Genomic DNA, 21192 nt, shown 5'->3' on the forward strand with positions numbered 1-21192 from the left:
TAGGGGATAATCCCAGGAAACACGCGGGTTTTCGATGTATAATCAACCTAGAGCTTACTGATGTCCAGCACTGGCACGGCTCATGGTTTCAAGTTTACGTGTGATCGCATGACGGTCTACTTTCAATCCCCAGATCATTTCAATAATCTGTTCTTTCTCCTCAGGACTGTCCGCATGCTTCAATTGCATTAACAGATCATGCATTTGTTCATTAATGCCTTCAAATTGAATCCATAAATCCTGTCTTACCTCTTTAGAATCCAGATGATGATTCGCATCGACTTCTTCCTTCAATGCTTGCAGAATAGCATCTTTCCATTCGTCATCACCTAGCTGTTTCGCAATGTTCAGGAGATCCAGATAATCGTCAACAAGAAGTGAGTTCAATTCAGCATGTGTTTTCATCGTTTATTGCATCCCCTTTTTGTTCTATTTACCAAGTATTATACTCGGTATTTCAGGTTATGCAATAGTTGACGAGAAAAATAGTGGATTGTCCGGTTTCATGTCATGTTTTGACGAATGATTAATCTCAGTTTAAGACTTGAGTTGTTGCAACAACTGTACACGATAGGCTTCACTTTCAAGGGATTGAATTTCCTTATATTCTTCAGCAGTTAACACTTTGGGTTCCCCCGCTGCCTTGGCGATCATATATACTTTAGCGCTTTCTTCCACCACTTGGGTGCGGTAATAGGCTTCGCGGAGGTTTTTACCGGTCGTAACCAATCCGTGATTGACAAGAATGAGTGCCGTATGTTCTTCTACCTTTGCGGAGACTGCATCGGCAAGAAGTTTCGTCGTTGGCAGAACGTATGGAACAAATCCGATATCGCCCACCAATGCCGACTGATCAGGAAACAAGTGTGGCAATTCATCGAAAACAAGACTAAGTGCGATCGTATATGCCGGATGAGTATGCACAATGGCTTGGATATCAGGATTCACACGATAACTATACAGATGCATTAATACTTCGGAAGACGGACGTGTTGATCCCGCGCTAGTCGCCCCTGTCTCGATATCAATTGCGATCCACTCGTCCGGTTCCAGGTCTTCAAGTGCATAACCGCTCGGAGACAACAACATCGTTCCGCCAGAGCGAGCGCTCAGATTCCCACCGGGTCCGACAACCAGTCCTTGAGCAACTGCTCTCCGGGCATACTTCGTTAACTCTTCCCTTACTTGTTGTTCAGACATGTCTTCTCCACTCCTCATACTTTTCTTTTTAGCATTTTGCGTCAATGTTCATTGCATTGAATCTGTTCATTACCTTTTGATTTGATTCAGACTTTGGTAGTTTTCATAAGCTTCCTGCCACAGCTCTGTATCCTCAGGCTCGTAGGTCTCGGGGGAAAAGGAAGCGGCCATGACCTCCCGTATCTCGGCCAAGCTACTCACTTCTCCATACGCAAGGAATTGCAGCATGCAATTCCCGGCTGAAGTCGCCTCTGCCGGGCCTGCCACCACCGGGACACCGGCTGCATTGGCTGTAAACTGGCATAATAGTCGATTGTGCACACCGCCACCAACCATATGAATGACACGAGGTCTTGTACCTGTAATCAACTGCAATTCATCCAGCGTTTGTCTGAATTCCAATGCAAGACTTTCCAGAATGCAGCGCACAATCGCTCCAGTCGTTTCAGGCACAGTCTGTCCGGTGAGACTGCATTGTTGCCGTATTCGTTCAGCCATATTTCCTGGCGCCAAATACACGCCATCTCCCGGCGATACATAACTTTGATGCGGCGTTGCCAAGGTAGCCAATCGAATCAGTTCATCGTGTGTAAAAACTTGATTCTCCCGCTCCCATTGCCGTTTGCATTCCTGCAGCAGCCATAAGCCTGAACGATTTTTCAGGGTGCGTACTTTTCCACTTACCGTCCCTTCATTGGTAAATCCCAATGCACGACTTCGGTCATCCAATACAGGTGTATCACGCTCCACCCCCATAAGAGACCAGGTACCGCAGCTGATAAAAGCGAAATCCGAATCATTCGCAGGTATTGCTGCCAAGGCAGATGCAGTATCATGTGAGCCCACAGAGACTACCTGCATCGGTCCAGTCCGTAACTCGGCGCACAACTCATTTGTTAAATCACCCAGCACGGTGCCCGGTTGAACGAGTTTTGGAAATAATGTTTCCGGTATACCGAGACGCCCGATCAGATTTTCATTCCAACGTGCCTCGCCTGCATGCAACAGCCCACTGGTACTTGCAATCGTATACTCACAAGCCTGCTGACCAGATAGATAATAGTGAAATAAATCCGGCATAAATAACATGCGCACATCCGGACGCAAACCTTCGGCCTGCTCTCGTGCACTGCCTAGCAGTTGAAATACTGTATTGATCTGCTGCGGCAGAACGCCAGACATGGCATACAGTTCTTCTTCTTTCACCATGTGCAGAACTTCTTCCATCCACTGCTCATTGCGTGCTTCCCGATAGTGACGTGGGTTCGAGCACAACCTTCCAGCACCATCCACCAGTCCATAGTCCACTCCCCACGTATCCACAGCTATAGAACGGACCGATGGAGAGACGCCTTGCGTCCCTTTCACAATGCCTTGTTTTAATTCATGAAAAAGTCGCAAGAAATCCCAATACAATCCATCTGCCAGCTGCACGGGTTCATTGTTGAATCGATGCACTTCTTGTAACGAGAGTCTGTTTCCATCAAAAGAACCACGGACTAAGCGTCCACTACCGGCGCCGTAATCGGCAGCAAGCACATGTGTTGCTTGATTGCCCATTCTTTCAAGCCTCCTTAACTCTACGCGATAAGCCGTATTCGAGTTCTGAGCACAGCTTTCAAGAGAAAGCCATGTTACCTCATTTCACAAGGTACATGGCGTTTGACAGGAATGGAACTTTATTTTAACGATACAACGGGCCAAATACACTGCAAGCACGGTAGTCTGCACTCTCCTGCTCACTTGTGCCGAACAATCCCCATGCACGCGGACGGAAAATTTCCGTTTCAGGTACATTATGCATATTTACCGGAATTCGAAGCATGGAAGCGAGGGTGATCAGATCAGCACCGATATGTCCGTATGAGATGGACCCATGGTTCGCTCCCCATTGATTCATGACTTCGTATACGGAAGTAAACGCTCCCGATCCGGTTAGAACAGGTGCAAACCAGGTGGATGGCCAGGTTGGATCTGTTCGCTTATCCAGCGTATCATGCACATCTTCAGGCAGATCGACTGTGTAACCCTGAGCGATTTGCAGCACGGGCCCCAGTCCTTTGACCAGATTCAGACGTGTCATCGTTACAGGCATGCCGCCTTTGGTCAGAAAATCCGCTGAATAGCCGCCCCCGCGGAAATACTCTACGGATGCCGGTCTCCACGATGTTGCTTTCAAGCAGTCCTGAACTTCCTCATCTGTAATTTCCCAGAATGGCTTGAGTACAGGCTTACCATCTCTGGACTGTTGTCCAGTGCCATCCAAGGCTGCCGAACCAGAGTTGATTAGATGCAGAATGCCATCCTTTGCGTTTCCTTCCAACTGGTGCCCCGTCACACGCTGTACCGAATCCGGACTCCAATACGTACGCACATCAGCAAAGATCTGTGCCGTATGTGTGAGCAGCGAACCGAATAACATCGATACCCCGTTCAGGCTGTCATTCTCCGTTGCAACCAGATAAGGCGCACGTTTGCCATTCCAGTCAAAGGAAGAGTTTAATATCGACTCCAGAAAATCTCCGTTAGGTGAATGATCCGTCCACTGCCGTTGCCCTTGGAAGCCGGATACAATCGCGTGGTGACCCATCGATTCCTCTGTAAAACCAAGCTCTGCCAATCTTGGATTGCCCGCCATCAAGTCACGCACAATTTGGGTCATTTTCACAACGGTTTCCCATTCGTACTCTTTGCGTTTACGATCCGTTTGCAGATGGGCAGCGTTGTTGTCCGGACCTTCGTTACAGTTCTCCTTCACCCAGGCCAACGCGAGCTTATACTCCTCAGGATCGTAGATTTCTTCTTCAATACGACGAGTGAGTTCGCTCATATCCACATATTCGTTGCGCATGCCCAGATACTCCTGGAAAAATGAATCGTCCACAATCGAGCCTGCAATCCCCATGGATACCGATCCAATGGACAGATACGCTTGCCCTTTCAAGGTAGCGGCTGCAAGACCCGCACGGCTGAACCGGAGCAATTTCTCACGCACGTCCTCGGGAATTGTTGTATCCCCTCCGTCTTGAACATCCTCTCCATAGATTCCAAAGGCAGGAATCCCCTTCTGTGCATGAGCAGAAAGTACCGCTGCCAGATAGACAGCACCCGGACGTTCAGTCCCGTTAAAACCCCAGATAGCTGTAGGAATGGATGGTGACATATCCATCGTTTCCGTACCGTAACACCAGCACGGTGTCACGGTGATCGTTACACCAACGTTCGAACGGCTGAACAGTTCTGCTGCTGCGGCCGCTTCGGCTACTCCGCCAATACAGGTCTCGGCCACAACACACTCTACGGGGGAGCCGTCAGGATAACGTAGTTCGGCTGCAAGCAGTTCCGCAACAGACGTCGCCATCCGCATCGTTTGCTCTTCCAGTGACTCCCGAACACCCTTGCGTCTTCCATCAATCGTGGGACGAATACCAATCTTGGGGAAAGCCTGCTTATAACGATAATCCTGATGTGTCATACTGGAATGTCCTCCTTCAATTCGTTTCATAGAATTTGGGTTGAATCGAGAAACCTTCTGTCTGATCCATGTGCGTTGATTGGAATGAGATAATGGGAGATATAACCGATACCCGAGTTGCACGAAAGAACTACATACACAGATTACCAAGAGCCTTACTTGATATTGAATGCGTTTACATATTTAAAAAAATAACAATAAACCACTTCATTAATTAGCTTTGTATGTAGTTCCTCTATTCAAGAAAATGGAACGTGCATGAGCGAATTCAACGAAATGGTTTATGTAGTAAAGACGTTCAGAACCTTTTAGGGTTATCGGTAACCCTAACATAGCATGAGCCTATGTTGCTGTCAATTGGCATTATCCTATAGAATGGTAAGACTATGTTGCGGAAAGGTTAGATTCTAATGATTACCATTTATGATATTGCCAAAAAAGCCAACGTCTCCGCCATGACGGTCTCCAAGGTCATTAATCATACAGGCCGCATAAGTTCCGCGACACGTGAACGTGTGCAACAGGTGATCGACGAACTGGGTTACATCCCGAACTCCAATGCACGCAGCCTTGTGCTTCAACGAACCCAGATGCTCTCCCTGCTTATTACGGATATTACCAACCCTTTTTATACAACACTGGCGCGTGGTGCTGAAGATGCAGCCCATCTTCGTGGGTACCGTCTTTTATTCGGCAATAGTGACGAGGATTATAATAAGGAAAAGGATTACGTGGATGCGATTCTATCTACTCGCGTGGATGGTGTACTCTATGCCCCAGCGGGAGATCGTTCTCTTCCTCATCTAAAACAACTGCAGGAACGTCACATTCCGTTTGTCTTTCTGGACCGCATCGTACCTGGCATTACGTCAGATATCATTGCCGGAGATAGCCGGGAAGGCGCTATTCAGCTAGTCCGCTATCTGGTGCAATTGGGGCACCGACGCATTGCTCTGGTCAATGGTTCTTCAGAGGTTTCTACCGCCAGACTGCGGGAGGAAGGTTATATAGCGGGTTTAAGTGAGACTGGATCTGATATCGATCCCGAGCTTGTGCTTCGAACCGGGTACCGGGATTTCAGCGATGAAGAGGGACTGGATCGACTACTCTCTCAACCGAATCAACCAACAGCCATTTTTGCCGCCAACAACATGCTGGCGATTGGGGTCATTCGGCTTTTGCGCAAACGAGGACTACGTGTGCCAGAAGACATCTCCGTCGTGTGTTTCGACGATCTGGATCTGGCTTCTGCTTTTGATCCTTTCCTGACTGTAGCTGCACAGCCAGCATATGACTTTGGATTTCAGGGAGTACAGATGCTGATTGACCGAATTGAGGGTAAGGCCCCTTCCGAAGCCCAAACCGTCATTCTACCGTCAGAACTGCGCATACGGGCATCAGCTACTGCTCCATGTGAGCAAGAATAGAGTTAAGCACAAGAATTGACTAAATAATATCGTGTAAATGATTAGTCCCACTTATCTAGATGAGGTCCCGTTCAAATTCGAAAAATGTAAAACATGAACAGGGTGCACCGGAGATTACGCTCTGGCTGCACCCTGTTTTACATTCATTCGTTGAAAAGATTTAGTTCGTCCGAACCGATTTGCCCATCAGGTTTATTTCAGTTCCATCCATGCCGATATTCTACCGCTCCGACTGTAATGCAAGAGCGACCTCACGAACGAGTCCCGGGAACCAGTCCATCAGAGGTTCAAACGTATAACCTGCTTGTTCTGCCTTGGTCGTCTCCATCGTCCATGATTGCTCAATTCCGAAGGGTGACATGTCCTCTTTCACCGTTTCCGTGAGGATCTGGGACTGCATGCCCGTGACCGTCTCGATCAGATGAATCATGGCTGACAGCGTAATCGCACCCTTGGAAGCTGCATTCACCGGACCGGTAATGGACGAATGTCCAAGCCAGGCGAGAAATCTTGCCGCTTCGGTGGAATTGATAAATCCAATCTCCGCATCCGGATTTGGCATGCCGATCGGTTTTCCTTTTTGCACATGTTCAATATGAAAATGAAGTCTTCTCGTATAATCATCAATCCCGAGTACAATGGGAATGCGCATCGCCACAACCGGGAAATCCGCTTCCTGGAAAAATACAGTCTCCGCAAGCCGTTTGCCTTCTCCATACGAAAAATCCTCCGCACTCCCATACTGTAATGGATATGTATACGGGTCAAAATCCGTTTCCTTAAATCCAGGTCTGGGATCACCGTACACGGATAGTGTGGATGTCAGAACGTATCTTTTGGTGCGTCCTGCAAAAGCGTCACATGCCGCTTTCGCCGCATCTGGGGAATAACAGATATTATCGTACACGACATCCCACATGTCTGTCTGCGCAACCTGTGCCAGAGATTCCGGGTCTTCACGATCCATCTTGATTCGGTTGACTTCGGGTCCGAAGTCAACATCTGTTTTACCACGAGTTGCGACTGTGATCTGAGACTTCCCTTCCCACAGCAAGTGATCCACCAGACGTTTACCGAAAAAACGTGTACCCCCAAGTATAAGAACTTTATTCATCTGAAAAACCTCCTATCTTGTTCAATTATGTTTAACAATTTGAAGCATGGTGTGCGCATTCCGTTGAAACTCATATGAAGTTGGTTCTTCGGATACCGTGCACCCACATTCTTCGAGTATTAATTTCAACTCATCCATGTGCTTGTAACGTTCGCCAGACAGATCAACTGTTGGAAAAATGCGAACCTCTCGTTTGGTCACGCGCAGTAGTTCCATCACGGTTGCAACATGAAAATCAACATCCAATCGATCCGCATACGTAAACAGGAAATGCGCGGATAACGTCAGATCGAATTGTTCATCGGCAAAGGGTAGATCCGGGAGCACAGACGCCACATAAAGGTCAGGAAACATTCTCATATCTGCGATGCAATCTGTGATGGCACGAGTTCGTTCTTCCTTTAACCCCTGGACTGATCCAAATTGATCCCACACATATATGCCTTGCACCGATTCCATCTGTTTCATCGTATGCACAATGTCCTGAAATCCCTTTACTTCAAGCTCGTCGATCTCGTATTTGTAGGCCATATCCACGGCCACGGGATCAGCACCCAACTTGCGCGCCTGGCTACTGAACGAACACGCTCCACCTGGACAATCCAAAATGGACTTGCTTGTAAGATCCTCCACCGTCAGGTTGAACATCTTCATATACTCCTCGAAGGTTCTTCCTATGAAAACGATCTGTTTCAGTTCCAAACCTCCAGAATCATTGGACTGCTGATCTTCTCCGCTGTTCTTCTGACGCTCTCTATTGTTGCTCTGCTCATCTCTGCTCATCTCGTCTCAGCTTCCTTTCCTGCGCTTGAATCAATCGTTAGGGAACACAAGCCCAATCTGCTTTCGAATCTGATCCATGACCTGCATCGTAACATAGGAGCGTTCATATGTGTTCATGTCAGACTCCTTTTTGCCTTCATGAACCAGATTCACGAACTCCTCCACTTCATAATACATCGCCGGATGGTTTTGTTCGACTGTGAGCTTCTCCACCGTACCGTCATTGTAACGTATCTCTGCATGTTCCGGTGAACCAATCTTATCAATGATGATGCTTCCCCGTTCCCCCATAATTTCGCTTGGTAGATGAGAGTTGGAGATTTTGGAGTATGTAACAACCGCATCCATCCCATCATAGTCCAGCAGCACACTGCCTTGTCCATCCACGCCAGATTCCAGCATCATTGCTTGGGATTGAACCCGATTAGGTGCACCGAACAATGTAATCAATGGATAGAGACAATACACACCGAGATCCATTAACGCCCCATTAGCGAGTTCAGGCTTGAACGCGTTCAGGACGATGCCTTCTTTGTACTTGTCGTAACGCGAAGAATACTGAGAGTAACCTGCTACGTATTTGCGGACAGGACCGATTTTATGCAGGTTAGACTGCACCATTTTGAACTGGGGAACAAGAGTAGATTTCATCGCTTCCATGAGCAGAACCTCGTGTTCTCGTGCTGTATCGATTATGCTCCGAACTTCGGCGCTATTTGCAGCCAGAGGTTTCTCACACAATACATGTTTACCGTTTCTCAGAAAAAGCTCAGCCTGCTCTGCATGAACCGTATTTGGTGTTGCGATGTAGACTGCATCAATCACATCACTTGCCGCCAACTCTTCCAGATCGGTGAAGCGGTGTTCAACATCATATTTATCTGCGAATGCATTAGCCTTATCTTCAGTTCTTGAATACACGGCGGCTAATTTGAATCCATCAACCTGCACTGCGGCTTCAAGAAGCCTTTCTGTAATCCAGTTAGTACCCACTACACCAAATCGAACCATGCTTACCTACCTCTTTCGTCTATAAATTTCCTTGGAGTTCTATCCTGTATACCATCTTGTATATTGTAGCTCATATTTCGTTCAGATTGAAGGAAGGTGCTTTATCCCCAAATATTGATATCTTGCTTTTTAAGTTGAAACTTCGTCAATCCCTTCGAATCAGGGGTATAATTAGAGATGAGGTGATCACCGTGGAAAGTCGAGATCAAGATCGCATACTGCCCGAATCTATAGATGAAAAATACTGGCATGCCATCATCAACAACGATAATTCTTATGATGGAACGTTCTTTTATGGCGTGCAGACAACGGGCATTTTCTGCCGACCTTCCTGTAAGTCCAGAGCACCCAAAGCTGTAAATGTGCTGATATTTCAAGATGTTGAAGAAGCATTGGCACGAAAGTTCAGACCCTGCAAACGTTGTAAACCTACAGGCGAGCGGGTACCTGATCAGGAGTGGATATACGGAATCACGGATTACATCGAACATCATTACGCCGAACCTCTAACACTGGATGTCCTTGCCACTGTAAGTCATGGCAGTCCTTATCATCTGCATCGTGTGTTCAAGCGGATTACAGGCCGCACACCGGTTCAATATATTCAGGATAAACGAATTAGCGAAGCCCGGAAGTTGCTTGAACATACCGGACTTACCGTCACCGATATTGGTCGCCATGTCGGTATACCTAACTCAGCTTATTTCATTACTGTATTTCGCAAACACACAGGTCTCACACCTGCACACTACCGCGAAAGGCATGAGAACTTATGAAGACGAATCTTACGTACAAAGTACCCAAAACGTTACTCAACAAGGGAACAGGGTTCCTTAATGGATATACACATACGCTGAATCCTTACACAGGCTGCGCCTTCGGTTGTTCCTATTGTTATGTCAGACAGATGCCTGTCTCCTTATTTCGCAAAGAGGTTTGGGGGAGCTGGGTGGATGTGAAACAACAGGCCTCCCGAGTATTCGCCAAAGAATTGCAACGTGCCCTGACCAAAGGCAAAGTCACTCTGTTCATGTCATCCAGTACCGACCCGTATCAACCCGCCGAGTACAAGGAGTGTATCACACGTTCATTACTTGAAACGATGGTACAGCATCCACCCGATTATGTATTAGTCCAAACCCGCAGTCCACTCGTTACCCGGGATATAGATCTGTTACAACAGTTAGGTGACCGGGTTCGGGTCAGCATGACGGTGGAGACGGATCTGGACGATATGCGCAAGCATTTCAGTCCTTCCGCTCCCCCAATTGCAGGCCGATTACGTGCACTGGAACAGTTGCGGGATGCCGGAATACCGACACAGGTTGCGATTGCTCCCGTATTACCCAGCAGTGAACAGTTTGCAGCCATCTTGAGACCTCTGGTTCAGCGTGTATGCATTGACGATTATTTCATGGGTGATGGCAGCGAGGGCAAGCGCACCCGGCGACTCGGCATGGAGTCGCTCTATCAGCAAGTAGGCATGGAGCATTGGTACCATCCAGATGCGTATCAGACTGTGGTTCAGCGGATGAAAGACTATTTTGCCGAGGATGAGATCTGGATCAGTCAGGCGGGATTTGAGCCATAAATGGCTATATAAGTTGGACTAAAGAATATTTACACTGGTCACTCCAATGACCGAACAAGCTTCTGATCGCTGTTATCCCCAGTTTTTTTTGATTTAATATATAAACAGCCCCTTTCCTTGTTTGAAGGAAAGGGGCTGTTTATCATGACATAAAGAATAATGGCTATCTTATTTATCCAATGTATACAATGGCAGATCCACCGGCAATGCAGCAGGTCGCTGGCACGAGCTTTTCATCTGGTAAAACGTCTGCTCATCTGATGAATCGTGGAATGCCCACATGGCTTCAAGGACATGGTAGGCCAGTTCCCCACTCGCCCGGTGTGCACGTCCACTTTGGGCTGCATAGGCCATATCTGCCACACCGATGCCACGTGTATTTTCCTGATATCCTGGGAGAAGCGGAACTTCTGTCCATTCATGTTCACCCAGTAAGCGGTAACGAACCGGACCGCCAAAGGTGTTAGGGTCAGGTACCTGCAACGTACCATGCGTGCCATATATCTCAATCGGTGGCAGTGCACTTCCGCCAAATACGTCAAAACTTGTAATCAGTGTGCCAATGGCTCCCTGTTCAAACTGTAACAGACCCGTAACGTGAGTAGGAATTTCGACGGGAACCGTCTGTCCTCTCTTTTTCTCACTCGTAATCGTCCGCTCTTCCATGGCTTTACCCGTCATACCTGCGATCGACTTGATCGGTCCCATTAGTTGAACCAGTGCGGTGAGATAGTACGGACCCATGTCAAACATTGGCCCACCGCCTGACGCGTAATAAAACTCCGGATCTGGGTGCCAGTGCTCATGACCACGGCTCATCATAAATGCGGTCGCCGCCACCGGCTTGCCGATTACTCCTTCCTCCACCAATTGAAGTGAAGTCTGGATGCCTGAACCAAAGAAAGTCTCTGGCGCGCAGCCCACGAGCAATCCTTTACGCTTCGCTGTTTCGAGCACGGCCTGCCCTTCTTCACGGGTAACAGCGAGTGGTTTTTCTACATACACATGTTTGCCAGATTCAAGCGCCCGCAAGCATACATCGGCATGGACGGAAGGAATCGTCAGGTTGATGATCAGCTCAATCTCGGGATCAGCCAAGATTTCGTCGACGCTGTATACGTTAGGCACATTATAGGCTGCAGCCTGCTCCTCGGCACGTTTCCGGTCGAGATCCGCAACAGCAACAAGTTCCAGCACCTCGAACCGATGACAGTTTTCCATATAGATGCCGCTGATTTTACCGCAGCCAATAATGCCTACTTTCATTGTTTTCATACCTGGGGCTCCCTTCGCCGTGGATCAGAAATGGTTTATCCGTTAAGGATGAATGGTTAATACTGAAGTTACGTTTGCAATCCAACTACAATCTCATTAGTTCTGGTTGTCCGCCATACCTGTGTACACTTCGGTTGCTGAACTTACTCGACTCTTGGCAAGTTCTTTGCCTGCTGCTGTCCATTTGAATCCACTGCGCATCATTTCAGTCACGGGTTTCATGTCTACAATGTCTGCATGGTGTCCCAGTGAGTTGTAGAATACCCGCCCTGCGCCCCAGCGTTTCGTCCAGACAACAGGCATATCTACGGGGCCATTCGCCGCATGCGGACCAGTCACCACTGGAAAACGAGTGGTTGCCAGCACTTCCACTGCCGGGTCTACGTGCAGGTAGTACTGTTCACTTTTCACCTGAAAATCTTCAATATGATCCAATAACGGGCTAGAGCCACGCTTCATGTTCACCATATACTCCACACCATCATTGCCTGGATGAGCAACCCATTGTCCACCCGTCATAAACTGCCAGTCTACGTTATTTCGGAAGGCATCACACATCCCGCCATGAAGACCAGCCAAGCCCACACCGCTCTGGACAGCCGCTGATACGTTATTGACGAGTTCTTGCTCAATCTGTCCCATTGTCCACAACGGCACGATCAAATCCAGACCCATCAGCTTCTCTGCATCCGCATAAGACTCCAACGTATTCGAGACTTCAACCTCAAACTGCTCTTCCTTCAAAATACGTTCAAAAATCGCTGCTACCTGCTCCGGTTCATGTCCATCCCAGCCGCCCCATACAATCAGTGCTTTACTCATCGTTTATTCACTCGCTTTCGCCTAGTTAGTTGTGTTCAACCCTATTCCTGACGTCACTGTCTTGCTTGCTCACATCTCTTCAAGCGTCACCCAGCGCCGTTCTGTTACCGAACGTTCTACCGCTTCCAGTACAGCCTGACAAGCGACCCCATCGTGGAAACTCGGTGATGGTTGTCGTCCTTCAGAGATCGCTGTCACCAGCTCCAGCATTTCATGGGTGAACGTGTGCTCGAATCCAATCGTATGTCCGGCAGGCCACCAGGCTTCGGCATATTTATGTGCCGGATCGGTTGCCAGTACACGGCGGAATCCCTGTACGTCCTCTTCATCCTTTGTAAAATACACTTCCAGTTCGTTCATCCGCTCAAAATCAAATCGTACACTGCCGAGACTGCCGTTAATCTCAAACGAGTTTGTACTCCGATGCCCCGCTGCAAAACGTGTAGCCTCGAAGCTGCCCAGCGCACCTCCTGCGAATCGTGCCAGGAACAACGTAGCGTCGTCGACGGTCACTTCTCCTTTCGGTGCATCCGCATTTGAACTGCCCTTTGCACTCAGACCGGTCATCTCGGCTGCAAGCGGTCGTTCTTTGATGAAAGTTTCGCTCATGCCGATGACTTCGTGGAATTCACCAACAAGGAAACGAGCCAGATCGATTAAGTGCGCGCCCAGATCCCCATGGGAACCGGATCCAGCCACTTCTTTTTGCAAACGCCATACCAGCGGGAACGAAGGGTCCATGATCCAGTCCTGCAAGAAAAAAGCACGGAAATGATAGATCTTACCCAATCGTCCGCTCTCCACCAGATCCTTCGCTAGTTGCACCGCTGGTGAGAAACGGTAGTTGAACCCGACCATATGTGCGACTCCAGCATCCTCAGCTGCCTGAAGCATCTCACGCGAATCCGCAAGCGACAGGGCCAGAGGCTTCTCACAAAACAGATGTTTGCCCTGACGAGCTGCTTCCAACGCAATTTCCTTATGGGCATCACTTGGTGCGTTAATATCAATCAGATCGATATCATCCCGCTTTACCAGTTCACGCCAATCCGTTACACTTTCGGACCAACCGAACTGATTCGCTGCCTGGTGCACTCCCTGCTCGTTACGTCCACAGATCACAGACATCTCAGGTTGCAACGGAGCAGACGGGAAAAACATCGGCAGACTGCGATAGGCATTACTGTGGGCCTTCCCCATAAACTTGTATCCAACCATTCCGACACGAAGACGATTTGACATGATCATTTCCTCCTTTGGAATAATAAAAAGTCTTTCAATATGTGTACCAATAAACTATTGACGGATAGAAGAAGCACGGATAATCAGTTCGGTAGGCAACAACGCTCTCGCAGATTTGGGTACCGCTACAACAGAGTTATTCACTTCATGTGTATCACCCACAGACCCATGCATAAGCTTTGATACTGCAAGTTCACCCATCTCGAAAAATGGAACCCTGACGCTGCTCAGCGGCGGAACCGCCATCTCGGCGGCATCGGAGTCGTCATAACCCACAAATGCCGGAAAATCCGCAGGCCCTATTCCCCGCTCACGCAAACCATGCATGACACCAATGGCCATCCGGTCATTGGCCGCAAATACAGCATCAATCTCATGTAGGCGATCTGCTACAATCGCTGCCGCCTCAATGCCACTTCTTCTACTATAATTCCCTTTAAGCAATAGACTCGGGTCCAGCTCCATACCTGCTGCTTCTTGCAGGCCAAGACGAACGCCTTCCATTCGCTCCTGACTGTTGGAATAGCTGTCCGGACCATTGAGAAAAGCGATTTTGCTATACCCCTGATCCGTCAGATGACGTATGGCAAGTCTGCTTCCTTCCACATGATCCGCATCCACTTCCGTGAATGATTGGCCCTCAAAATGCTGATTCATGACACAGAATGGGTGTCCTTCCTGATGAAGTTGCTGCATGGCCGCCAGTTCTTCATGATCATCTCTGGCACCAAGGATAATGCAGGCGTCCACTTTCTGACGCCGGAACAGATCCGTATAATTCATCACTTCACCGGGTGTTCGGAACATAACCAACAGGTCCATGCCATTGTCTCTGGCTTTGCTTCCAATCCCACTCAGCATTTCCGAGAAAAAATACGCCGAGAACAGATGCGCCTTCGGAACATAAGGCAATACTACGCCAAGGTTCCCGCTTTTACTTCTGGCAAAACTGCGAGCAAGAGCGCTGGGCACATAGCCTAACTGTTCGGAAGCTTCAAGAACCTTGCGGCGTGTCTCTTCTTTAATAGGACCTACCCCATTAAGCACCCGGGAGACCGTCGCCTCGGAAACACCCGCAAGATCAGCCACTTCTTTACGAGATGCCATGATTTTACCCCTTTCTAGCCCACCTATTAATGATGTAATATTTAAAAATCGATATTTATGTACGCGCGTACATTTTCTCATGCCATGTAACCGTTGTCAATGCTTTTAACACAAAAAATAATGAGGGTTTGGGTTAATCCAAGCCCTCATTATTATCTTGCCAGAGATGGTACTTTCATTGAATCCGTGCCCTGTAACCTTAGGGGTTCAAGTTACTTATCAAACTCACTAATACGATTTCAGTTGATCCTGTTTGTTCAATAATGGGGAGTGCAGCTCACAACGTCGTTGTAACGCCAAGATCAACGGAGGATTGACTAAACTCAGCCTGCTCCATTGTTTTCGCATGACTCGGAATGCGATCCGAGGGTTCTGGCGTGGATTGGAGCTGTCTTACTTTGTGCAACACTTCTTTGTTCGGCAGAAAGTGTTGGGAACGAATAAACCGAATTGTTTTGGTTTTGGCACGCATAACAATTGAATCGGTCTCGGCACGATCATCCGCAAGATATCGTACCCCTCCCAGAATCTCACCTGGCGTCACACCTGTTGCGGCAAAAATGACATCCTCTGTGCCGATCATATCCTGCATCGTTAACACTTTGTAGGGATTATCGATCCCCATCTGCAAGCAGCGCTGGAATTCGTCTGCGTTGGCAGGCATCAGACGACCTTGAATCTCACCCCCAAGGCAAGATAGCGCTGCGGCAGCCAGCACACCTTCTGGCGCTCCTCCAGATCCGACATAGAGATCAATGCCTGCCTCCGGGAAGGCCGGTGCCATCGCCCCAGCAACATCACCGTCACTGAGGAACTTAATTCTCACGCCAACCTTGCGAAGTGTCTTGATTATGCTCTCATGTCGTACACGATCCAGAATCATCACAGTGAGGTCCGAGATGTTTTTGTTCAATGCGGCAGCGGCTTTCTCCAGTGTGACTTCAACCGGGTCTTCAATGCTGACCTTGCCTACAAGAGCAGGCCCTACCGCCAGTTTCTCCATATACATGTCCGGTGCGTGGAGCAGGTTACCTTTTCCCGCCACTGCAATAACCGATAGAGCGTTGTTTAGTCCTTTGGCCACGATTTCTGTACCTTCGAGCGGGTCTACAGCCACGTCAACCTCAGGTCCTTCAGCGTTGCCCACTTCCTCGCCGATGTACAACATGGGTGCTTCATCCATTTCTCCTTCACCGATTACCACCGTGCCGCGAATGGACACGGAATCGAACATGGCGCGCATGGCCAAAGTAGCCGCTTCATCTGCACTGTTCTTGTCGCCTCGTCCCATCCAGGGTGCTGAAGCTAACGCAGCCAATTCTGTTACTCTGACAATTTCCAACGCCAGTTCGCGTTCCATTTTTCCCACTTCCTTTCCAATTTCCAAAAGCATAACGTGAAAGCGGTACTAAATCCATCGCAAATCCATATGAAATTGATCTATAATCGGCGTAGTAGCGCCTTTTCAACGATGTATACCTTATTTATCCAATTAATATTTTGATCAATTTCGCTCCTTTTTTCGGCTGGTTTTAAGAGTCCAATCCTCCTGAATTCTTACTTAAAATATTAATTTTATTTTCCATTTTCCGCGTAAAAATCTAAACGGTTCAACATGGTGATTTAACGTGTCCGTTTCATGCGCAAAAAGTTCTTTTAACATGAGGTATATACAACTTATTTACTGATTATTAAGAACGTAACGCTATCTAACAAACTACGAACGAAAACGATTTTCGGCTGACTGTCCAAACGTAGAAATATACTAATAAATTGTAATGATGATCCTTGAGATCAGCCTATTACTTTCACGATTATTGGGGAAAATTATACTGCCAGTTATGTATTAATCAGGGCTTTAACTTTTGCTAAAGCCATAGATGCAGCTTATGAAGGTCATCGAAAATAATAAGTTTACATAATATTTATTATGTATTAAAATTCATCGATTTCTTCATTTTATGATTCAACAGTTCTGGCAAAACATAAAAAAGCCCGAAAGAATTCTGCTCAATAGCATTTTTCTCCCAAGCTTTTCCCTCGATGATCCAGTTACAATATCTTTTTGGTCATTATAAAATCAATCTGTTCCTCATCTCCCATGTAAAAAGCATGGGCTCCAGTCTGAACAAACCCCATCTTTTCATAAAATGCGATGGCATTTTCATTTTTCTCCCACACGCCTAACCAAATATTCGTCTTGTGATGTTCAGCTGCTATCTCTATAGCTTTATGGAGCAACACCTTACCAAGCCCATGTTTTTGGAACTCTTTCTTGATGTATACCCGCTCGATCTCAAGGGATTCCTCCCCCATCTTCTCAGATTGAACATCATTAATATTCACCTTCATATAACCAGCAATCTGATTATCGACATAAATAAAAAGAAATTGTGAATCCGCAATGGATAGTTCCGTTTCTAATTGCTCCCGATTAAACGCCTTTTCCAGATAAGCTTTCATATTTTCGGGTGAATTTTGCGCTTTAAACGTTTCATTAAACGTCTCATAACTAATCTCCTGCAGTTCACACACCTGTTCGATGGTACATATCCCTATACGAATCGTCATCTATAATCACATTCCTTTATCAAGTTAATCATTTGTTGCAAATGCACTAAAAAAGGATTACATTGAATTTAGCTCATTTTTGTTGTATTTGCAACATAATATCAAAAAAGAGGTTGAATGAATTTGAAATATGTACTTTTTGTCGCAGGTATTCTCATCTTAACACTTGGCATTTCCCTTACCATCCAATCTGAACTGGGTACCTCACCGTTTGATGCACTTCTGGTAGGGCTGTCCCATCATGTAGGGCTAAGTGTAGGAAGCTGGGAGGTCATCATTGCTTTCCTATTAATTGGATGTAATTCGCTTTTGAAGCAGCAAAAACCCGAGTTTTTGGGGCTCGTCACCGCATTCATTACTGGGGTGGGGATTGATATCTGGCTTTATGTATCTGATTCCTTGATCACACCCGAAGTTTGGTACAACAAACTAATGACTTTTGTCATTGGTTTAGTGATCATAAGTATCGGCACGGCAATTTATTTACAGACCAATTTTGCACCCATTCCGATTGACCGCTTAACATTAGTCTTGCATGAAATCACTCAAACGCCCTTATTTGTATCGAGAACATTCATTTACCTTGTATTTTTAATTCTGGCGTTTCTGCTCAGTGGGCCAATCGGGCTTGGAACGTTGATAACCGTATGTTGTGCAGGTGTACTTCTTCAGTTCATTATGGGTCCTACGAAAAAGATAATAGATCGCCTATTAACAGATATGGATACATCGTCACATACTAAAAATGAAAAAGAACATTCCGTCTAATAGAGTACACCTTCGACGCCATAAAAAGGCTGAATCAGAGGTTCAACCCCTGATCCAGCCCATTAAACGTGCTATCTACCTTTACGGCTCAATTCCCCATACCAGCTGACCGTTCACATACCCGGTAACCTTATCATGGTTTGCGAACTGACTACCGGTTGCCTTGAACGAGTAATCATCAGTCTGTGTGTAATTTGTCCAATTGTTTTTGGAAAAACGTGTTTGAATCTCTGCGCTCTGGCCCGCATTCAGTGATCCCGCCGCACTTGTAAAGCCCACTTCCAGATAATGATCCGCTCCGGCAACTGGAGTCGCCAGTTTAACGAAATTACTCGTTACATTCGCACTGCCCATACTGGCCCAGTCGGACCAGAAACTCTGAGCTTCCTCCCCGTCAATAGTATAGTAATACCGGAGTTTTACATCACTTAGCGGAATAGCCGAATTACCTGAGTTGACCAATTTGAACTTGGGTGAAATTCCGTTGGCAGATGCACTTGTATTGCCGTTAAAAGCTTGAATCGTCAAATCCCCCGCAGGTACAGTAACCGTGCTGTCTACTACACTCACTGTAAGTTCAGCGTTATTGCCTCCATTAAAGTGAAATGTTAATACGTTCTCGCCCAGCGGCAGTACAGCAAGGTAGGATTGGTTCAGAACAACAGCAGAGCTGGACGCTGTATAATTCTGACCTGATACAAGCGTAACATCCCCCTTTGTGATGCTTGTAAGCTGACGGCCATTTAGGGTGAGAGATACGGAAATATCCTGCGCGGGATTCGTCGCTTTATCAAATGTTGCATTCACAGGAGAAATCACAGCATTTGTACCCGGTGTTGAATCCACAATTTTGACTTTTAACACAGGGTCCTGACCTTGATTAAAATCCAGAACAATCGAATGCTCGCCAACTGGCAGGGTTGCCAGATAAGATTTTTTCAGCAGCAATGTGTTTCCGTTCAAGGTATAGTCTGTCGTTGCGGTCAAGGCATTGTTGCCTGCCCGGAGAGCAGTTAGCGTATTGCCGTTTGCATTCACGGTTACGGTTTTATCGCTTTGATTGGGTGTGTATTTGTCAAACTCAACGTTTCCAGGTGTGATGGATGCACTGGGGTTGGGATTGTTAACCTTTAGATTTGGCAGCTCATCCAACGTAATGACATAATCACTTTGATAAAGCGTTTTCAATGTTGCCGGGTAATTAAAAGCAGAACTCATCAGATGCTCGCCATACCAAGGGCAGAAGTACAGCCATCCTGATTTCTCCTCTGTAAGATTTTTCACACTTGGAATCGTGTCGTTCTCCGTCATGGCTACCATTTTCGTACCGTTCGTCAACTCAACAAGCTTATAGAAAATCGAGGTAATCGCATCTTCATTCGGTACGCCGGACAAACCGTCATAACGGTTGTAGATCGTATTGTATTTATCATATCCGACGAGATCTACCTGATCATCGCCCGGATACCAGGCAGGAGAAGTGCTGTATACGTAGCTGTTGTAGGTCCAGATCAGATTGTGCAAGCCATACGTCTCGGTCAGTTCGGTATATAGCAGATCCCATAGCTCTTTGTACACTTCTGCGCCTGCCGAAGCCCACCAGAACCATGCACCTTCCCCGTTCAGCCCGCCGTTGCCTTCTGCTTCATGATACGGACGGAACAGAACCGGCACGTTGTTATCTTGCAAAATCAGCAATTGTTCTGCCAGATCCTCGATGGTCATCATCACGTATTGATACTCTTTCGTACCGGGAATTACCGCATTTGCTGTATTAAAATTCGTTTCGGTTGGCTTGTACGTAGCTTCTTTCCAATCCACAAAGTCACCGAGCTCATACGTATTGAAATTACGAGGAACATTGATATGCCAGGAAGCTGTTGCAATACCTTCACGGTTATTCACCCAATCAATCATGCGATCGGTTGTACCGTCCTCCCAACCATACAACGGATTATAGTTCATCAGATCAAAGCCACGGATTGCAGGATACTTTCCAGTAAGATCATAAATCCACTCGAATTCAAGCTCTGTATCTCCGTCATTCCCTCCTCCGTAGATCTCTTGCTGACCAGAAATAATGTTGTTTCCGTATACCTCCGTTAAATAATTCATCAAAATTTGAGTTTCCGGTGTAGCTTCAGGATCAGTGAGAACTGGTTGTACATTCAAAGGGTCCAAATCCGCATAATCCACTGTAAAAGTATCAAAATACGCGAAGCCCCAGCCAGCCTTCAGCTCAATCGTGTTGGCACCCTGATTCAACTTGTGAAAGCCAAAATCGAAGTCTGACCATGTTGTCGTGTAAGGCAGCATGTACGCCCCTTTCGTAACACCATTCACGATTAAATTTTGTGACCTGCCATCTGCACTGAGCTCCTGCATATATCGTGTGGAGATCGCGTACATGCCGGTTTCCGGGACAGTAACGGTGAAGGTTAATGTGCCAGAGTTCTGCATCCAGACAAATCCGGCCCCTGAGAATCCGGGCTTGGGCTGCCCATAGATTGAAGTAACCACTTGAAGATCCGGGGTGAGCTGCGCATCTTCGCTTTCGATGGTGAACAATGGTGTGTCTGCATGAACGGGCGCTGTCATTAATCCAAGCAGTAGGACCAATGCCAGCATCATTGCGGTTGCCTTTTTGAGCAAATTTTTCATCAATTCCATCTTCCTTCCCAAGTGAAATATGATAATGAAATGTCAATGAACCCATTCATGATGGCGCTTTCATTTTAAACATAGCATGCACATCAATATTTGTAAATATATGGTGAATGAGAATGATTGAAATTCTTTTGTATCA

18 protein-coding genes are annotated in these 21192 nt (G+C 47.0%); 4 read left to right on the forward strand and 14 right to left on the reverse strand.

Translation table 11 applies throughout. From position 1 onward, the window contains the following. Positions 1–54: 54 nt before the first annotated feature. From AC6CIF_RS16045 to AC6CIF_RS16060, 4 genes are all read right to left on the reverse strand, one after another. Positions 55–405: a hypothetical protein gene (locus tag AC6CIF_RS16045; RefSeq protein ID WP_036613800.1), complete on the reverse strand. Its 351-nt coding sequence runs from the start codon at positions 403–405 to the stop codon at positions 55–57. Between the two features lie 132 nt (positions 406–537). Next, positions 538–1200: a class II aldolase/adducin family protein gene (locus AC6CIF_RS16050; RefSeq protein ID WP_498200405.1), complete on the reverse strand. Its 663-nt coding sequence runs from the start codon at positions 1198–1200 to the stop codon at positions 538–540. Positions 1201–1269: 69 nt separating this feature from the next. Beyond that, complete coding sequence (locus AC6CIF_RS16055; RefSeq protein ID WP_498200406.1) at positions 1270–2760, reverse strand: rhamnulokinase; 1491 nt, start codon at positions 2758–2760, stop codon at positions 1270–1272. Between the two features lie 124 nt (positions 2761–2884). Beyond that, positions 2885–4675 carry an L-fucose isomerase gene (locus tag AC6CIF_RS16060; protein ID WP_498200407.1) on the reverse strand — a complete coding sequence of 597 codons (1791 nt, stop codon included), beginning with the start codon at positions 4673–4675 and terminating at the stop codon, positions 2885–2887. A gap of 410 nt (positions 4676–5085) precedes the next feature. Here AC6CIF_RS16060 and AC6CIF_RS16065 point away from each other — a divergent pair, with 410 nt between their 5' ends. Continuing rightward, positions 5086–6102 carry a LacI family DNA-binding transcriptional regulator gene (locus tag AC6CIF_RS16065; protein ID WP_498200408.1) on the forward strand — a complete coding sequence of 339 codons (1017 nt, stop codon included), beginning with the start codon at positions 5086–5088 and terminating at the stop codon, positions 6100–6102. 220 nt (positions 6103–6322) lie between these two features. Here the strand turns inward: AC6CIF_RS16065 and AC6CIF_RS16070 are convergent, their stop codons facing one another. The 3 genes from AC6CIF_RS16070 to AC6CIF_RS16080 are packed head-to-tail and all read right to left on the reverse strand — an operon-like array spanning position 6323 to position 9010. Then, a complete protein-coding gene (locus AC6CIF_RS16070) occupies positions 6323–7216 on the reverse strand; it encodes an NAD-dependent epimerase/dehydratase family protein (RefSeq protein WP_498200409.1) in 894 nt (297 codons plus the stop codon). A 21-nt stretch (positions 7217–7237) separates the two neighbouring features. Then, positions 7238–7999: a class I SAM-dependent methyltransferase gene (locus AC6CIF_RS16075; protein WP_498200410.1), complete on the reverse strand. Its 762-nt coding sequence runs from the start codon at positions 7997–7999 to the stop codon at positions 7238–7240. 30 nt (positions 8000–8029) lie between these two features. After that, positions 8030–9010, reverse strand: a complete 981-nt coding sequence (locus AC6CIF_RS16080) for a Gfo/Idh/MocA family protein (RefSeq protein WP_498200411.1) — start codon at positions 9008–9010, stop codon at positions 8030–8032. Between the two features lie 191 nt (positions 9011–9201). Between AC6CIF_RS16080 and AC6CIF_RS16085 the strand changes: the two genes are divergently transcribed. Further along, the gene (locus AC6CIF_RS16085) at positions 9202–9786 is read left to right on the forward strand and encodes a bifunctional transcriptional activator/DNA repair enzyme AdaA (RefSeq protein WP_498200412.1); all 585 of its coding nucleotides are present in this window, start codon (positions 9202–9204) and stop codon (positions 9784–9786) included. After that, positions 9783–10601 (forward strand): SPL family radical SAM protein, encoded by an 819-nt coding sequence (locus AC6CIF_RS16090; RefSeq protein WP_498200414.1) that lies wholly within the window; start codon positions 9783–9785, stop codon positions 10599–10601. Before AC6CIF_RS16085 ends, AC6CIF_RS16090 begins: the two co-directional genes overlap by 4 nt. A gap of 168 nt (positions 10602–10769) precedes the next feature. On the opposite strand, the gene AC6CIF_RS16095 is transcribed toward AC6CIF_RS16090, so the two are convergent. From AC6CIF_RS16095 to paiA, 6 genes are all read right to left on the reverse strand, one after another. Beyond that, positions 10770–11876 (reverse strand): Gfo/Idh/MocA family protein, encoded by a 1107-nt coding sequence (locus AC6CIF_RS16095; protein WP_124115171.1) that lies wholly within the window; start codon positions 11874–11876, stop codon positions 10770–10772. Between the two features lie 96 nt (positions 11877–11972). Further along, positions 11973–12698 carry a ThuA domain-containing protein gene (locus tag AC6CIF_RS16100; protein ID WP_076217226.1) on the reverse strand — a complete coding sequence of 242 codons (726 nt, stop codon included), beginning with the start codon at positions 12696–12698 and terminating at the stop codon, positions 11973–11975. 69 nt (positions 12699–12767) lie between these two features. Then, positions 12768–13940, reverse strand: a complete 1173-nt coding sequence (locus AC6CIF_RS16105) for a Gfo/Idh/MocA family protein (RefSeq protein ID WP_427431875.1) — start codon at positions 13938–13940, stop codon at positions 12768–12770. Between the two features lie 54 nt (positions 13941–13994). Then, positions 13995–15047, reverse strand: a complete 1053-nt coding sequence (locus AC6CIF_RS16110; protein ID WP_498200416.1) for a LacI family DNA-binding transcriptional regulator — start codon at positions 15045–15047, stop codon at positions 13995–13997. Between the two features lie 277 nt (positions 15048–15324). Continuing rightward, positions 15325–16407 carry a class II fructose-bisphosphatase gene (gene glpX / locus AC6CIF_RS16115; RefSeq protein ID WP_498200418.1) on the reverse strand — a complete coding sequence of 361 codons (1083 nt, stop codon included), beginning with the start codon at positions 16405–16407 and terminating at the stop codon, positions 15325–15327. Positions 16408–17099: 692 nt separating this feature from the next. Next, positions 17100–17618 carry a spermidine/spermine N(1)-acetyltransferase gene (gene paiA, locus AC6CIF_RS16120; protein ID WP_498200420.1) on the reverse strand — a complete coding sequence of 173 codons (519 nt, stop codon included), beginning with the start codon at positions 17616–17618 and terminating at the stop codon, positions 17100–17102. Between the two features lie 123 nt (positions 17619–17741). Between paiA and AC6CIF_RS16125 the strand changes: the two genes are divergently transcribed. Beyond that, positions 17742–18386, forward strand: coding sequence for a YczE/YyaS/YitT family protein (locus AC6CIF_RS16125; protein WP_498200573.1), 645 nt, complete (start codon positions 17742–17744; stop codon positions 18384–18386). Between the two features lie 81 nt (positions 18387–18467). Here AC6CIF_RS16125 and AC6CIF_RS16130 read toward each other — a convergent pair whose 3' ends face one another. After that, positions 18468–21047 carry a glycosyl hydrolase gene (locus tag AC6CIF_RS16130; protein WP_498200422.1) on the reverse strand — a complete coding sequence of 860 codons (2580 nt, stop codon included), beginning with the start codon at positions 21045–21047 and terminating at the stop codon, positions 18468–18470. Positions 21048–21192: the final 145 nt, after the last annotated feature.

The organism is Paenibacillus sp. GQ49 (genome assembly GCF_059759055.1).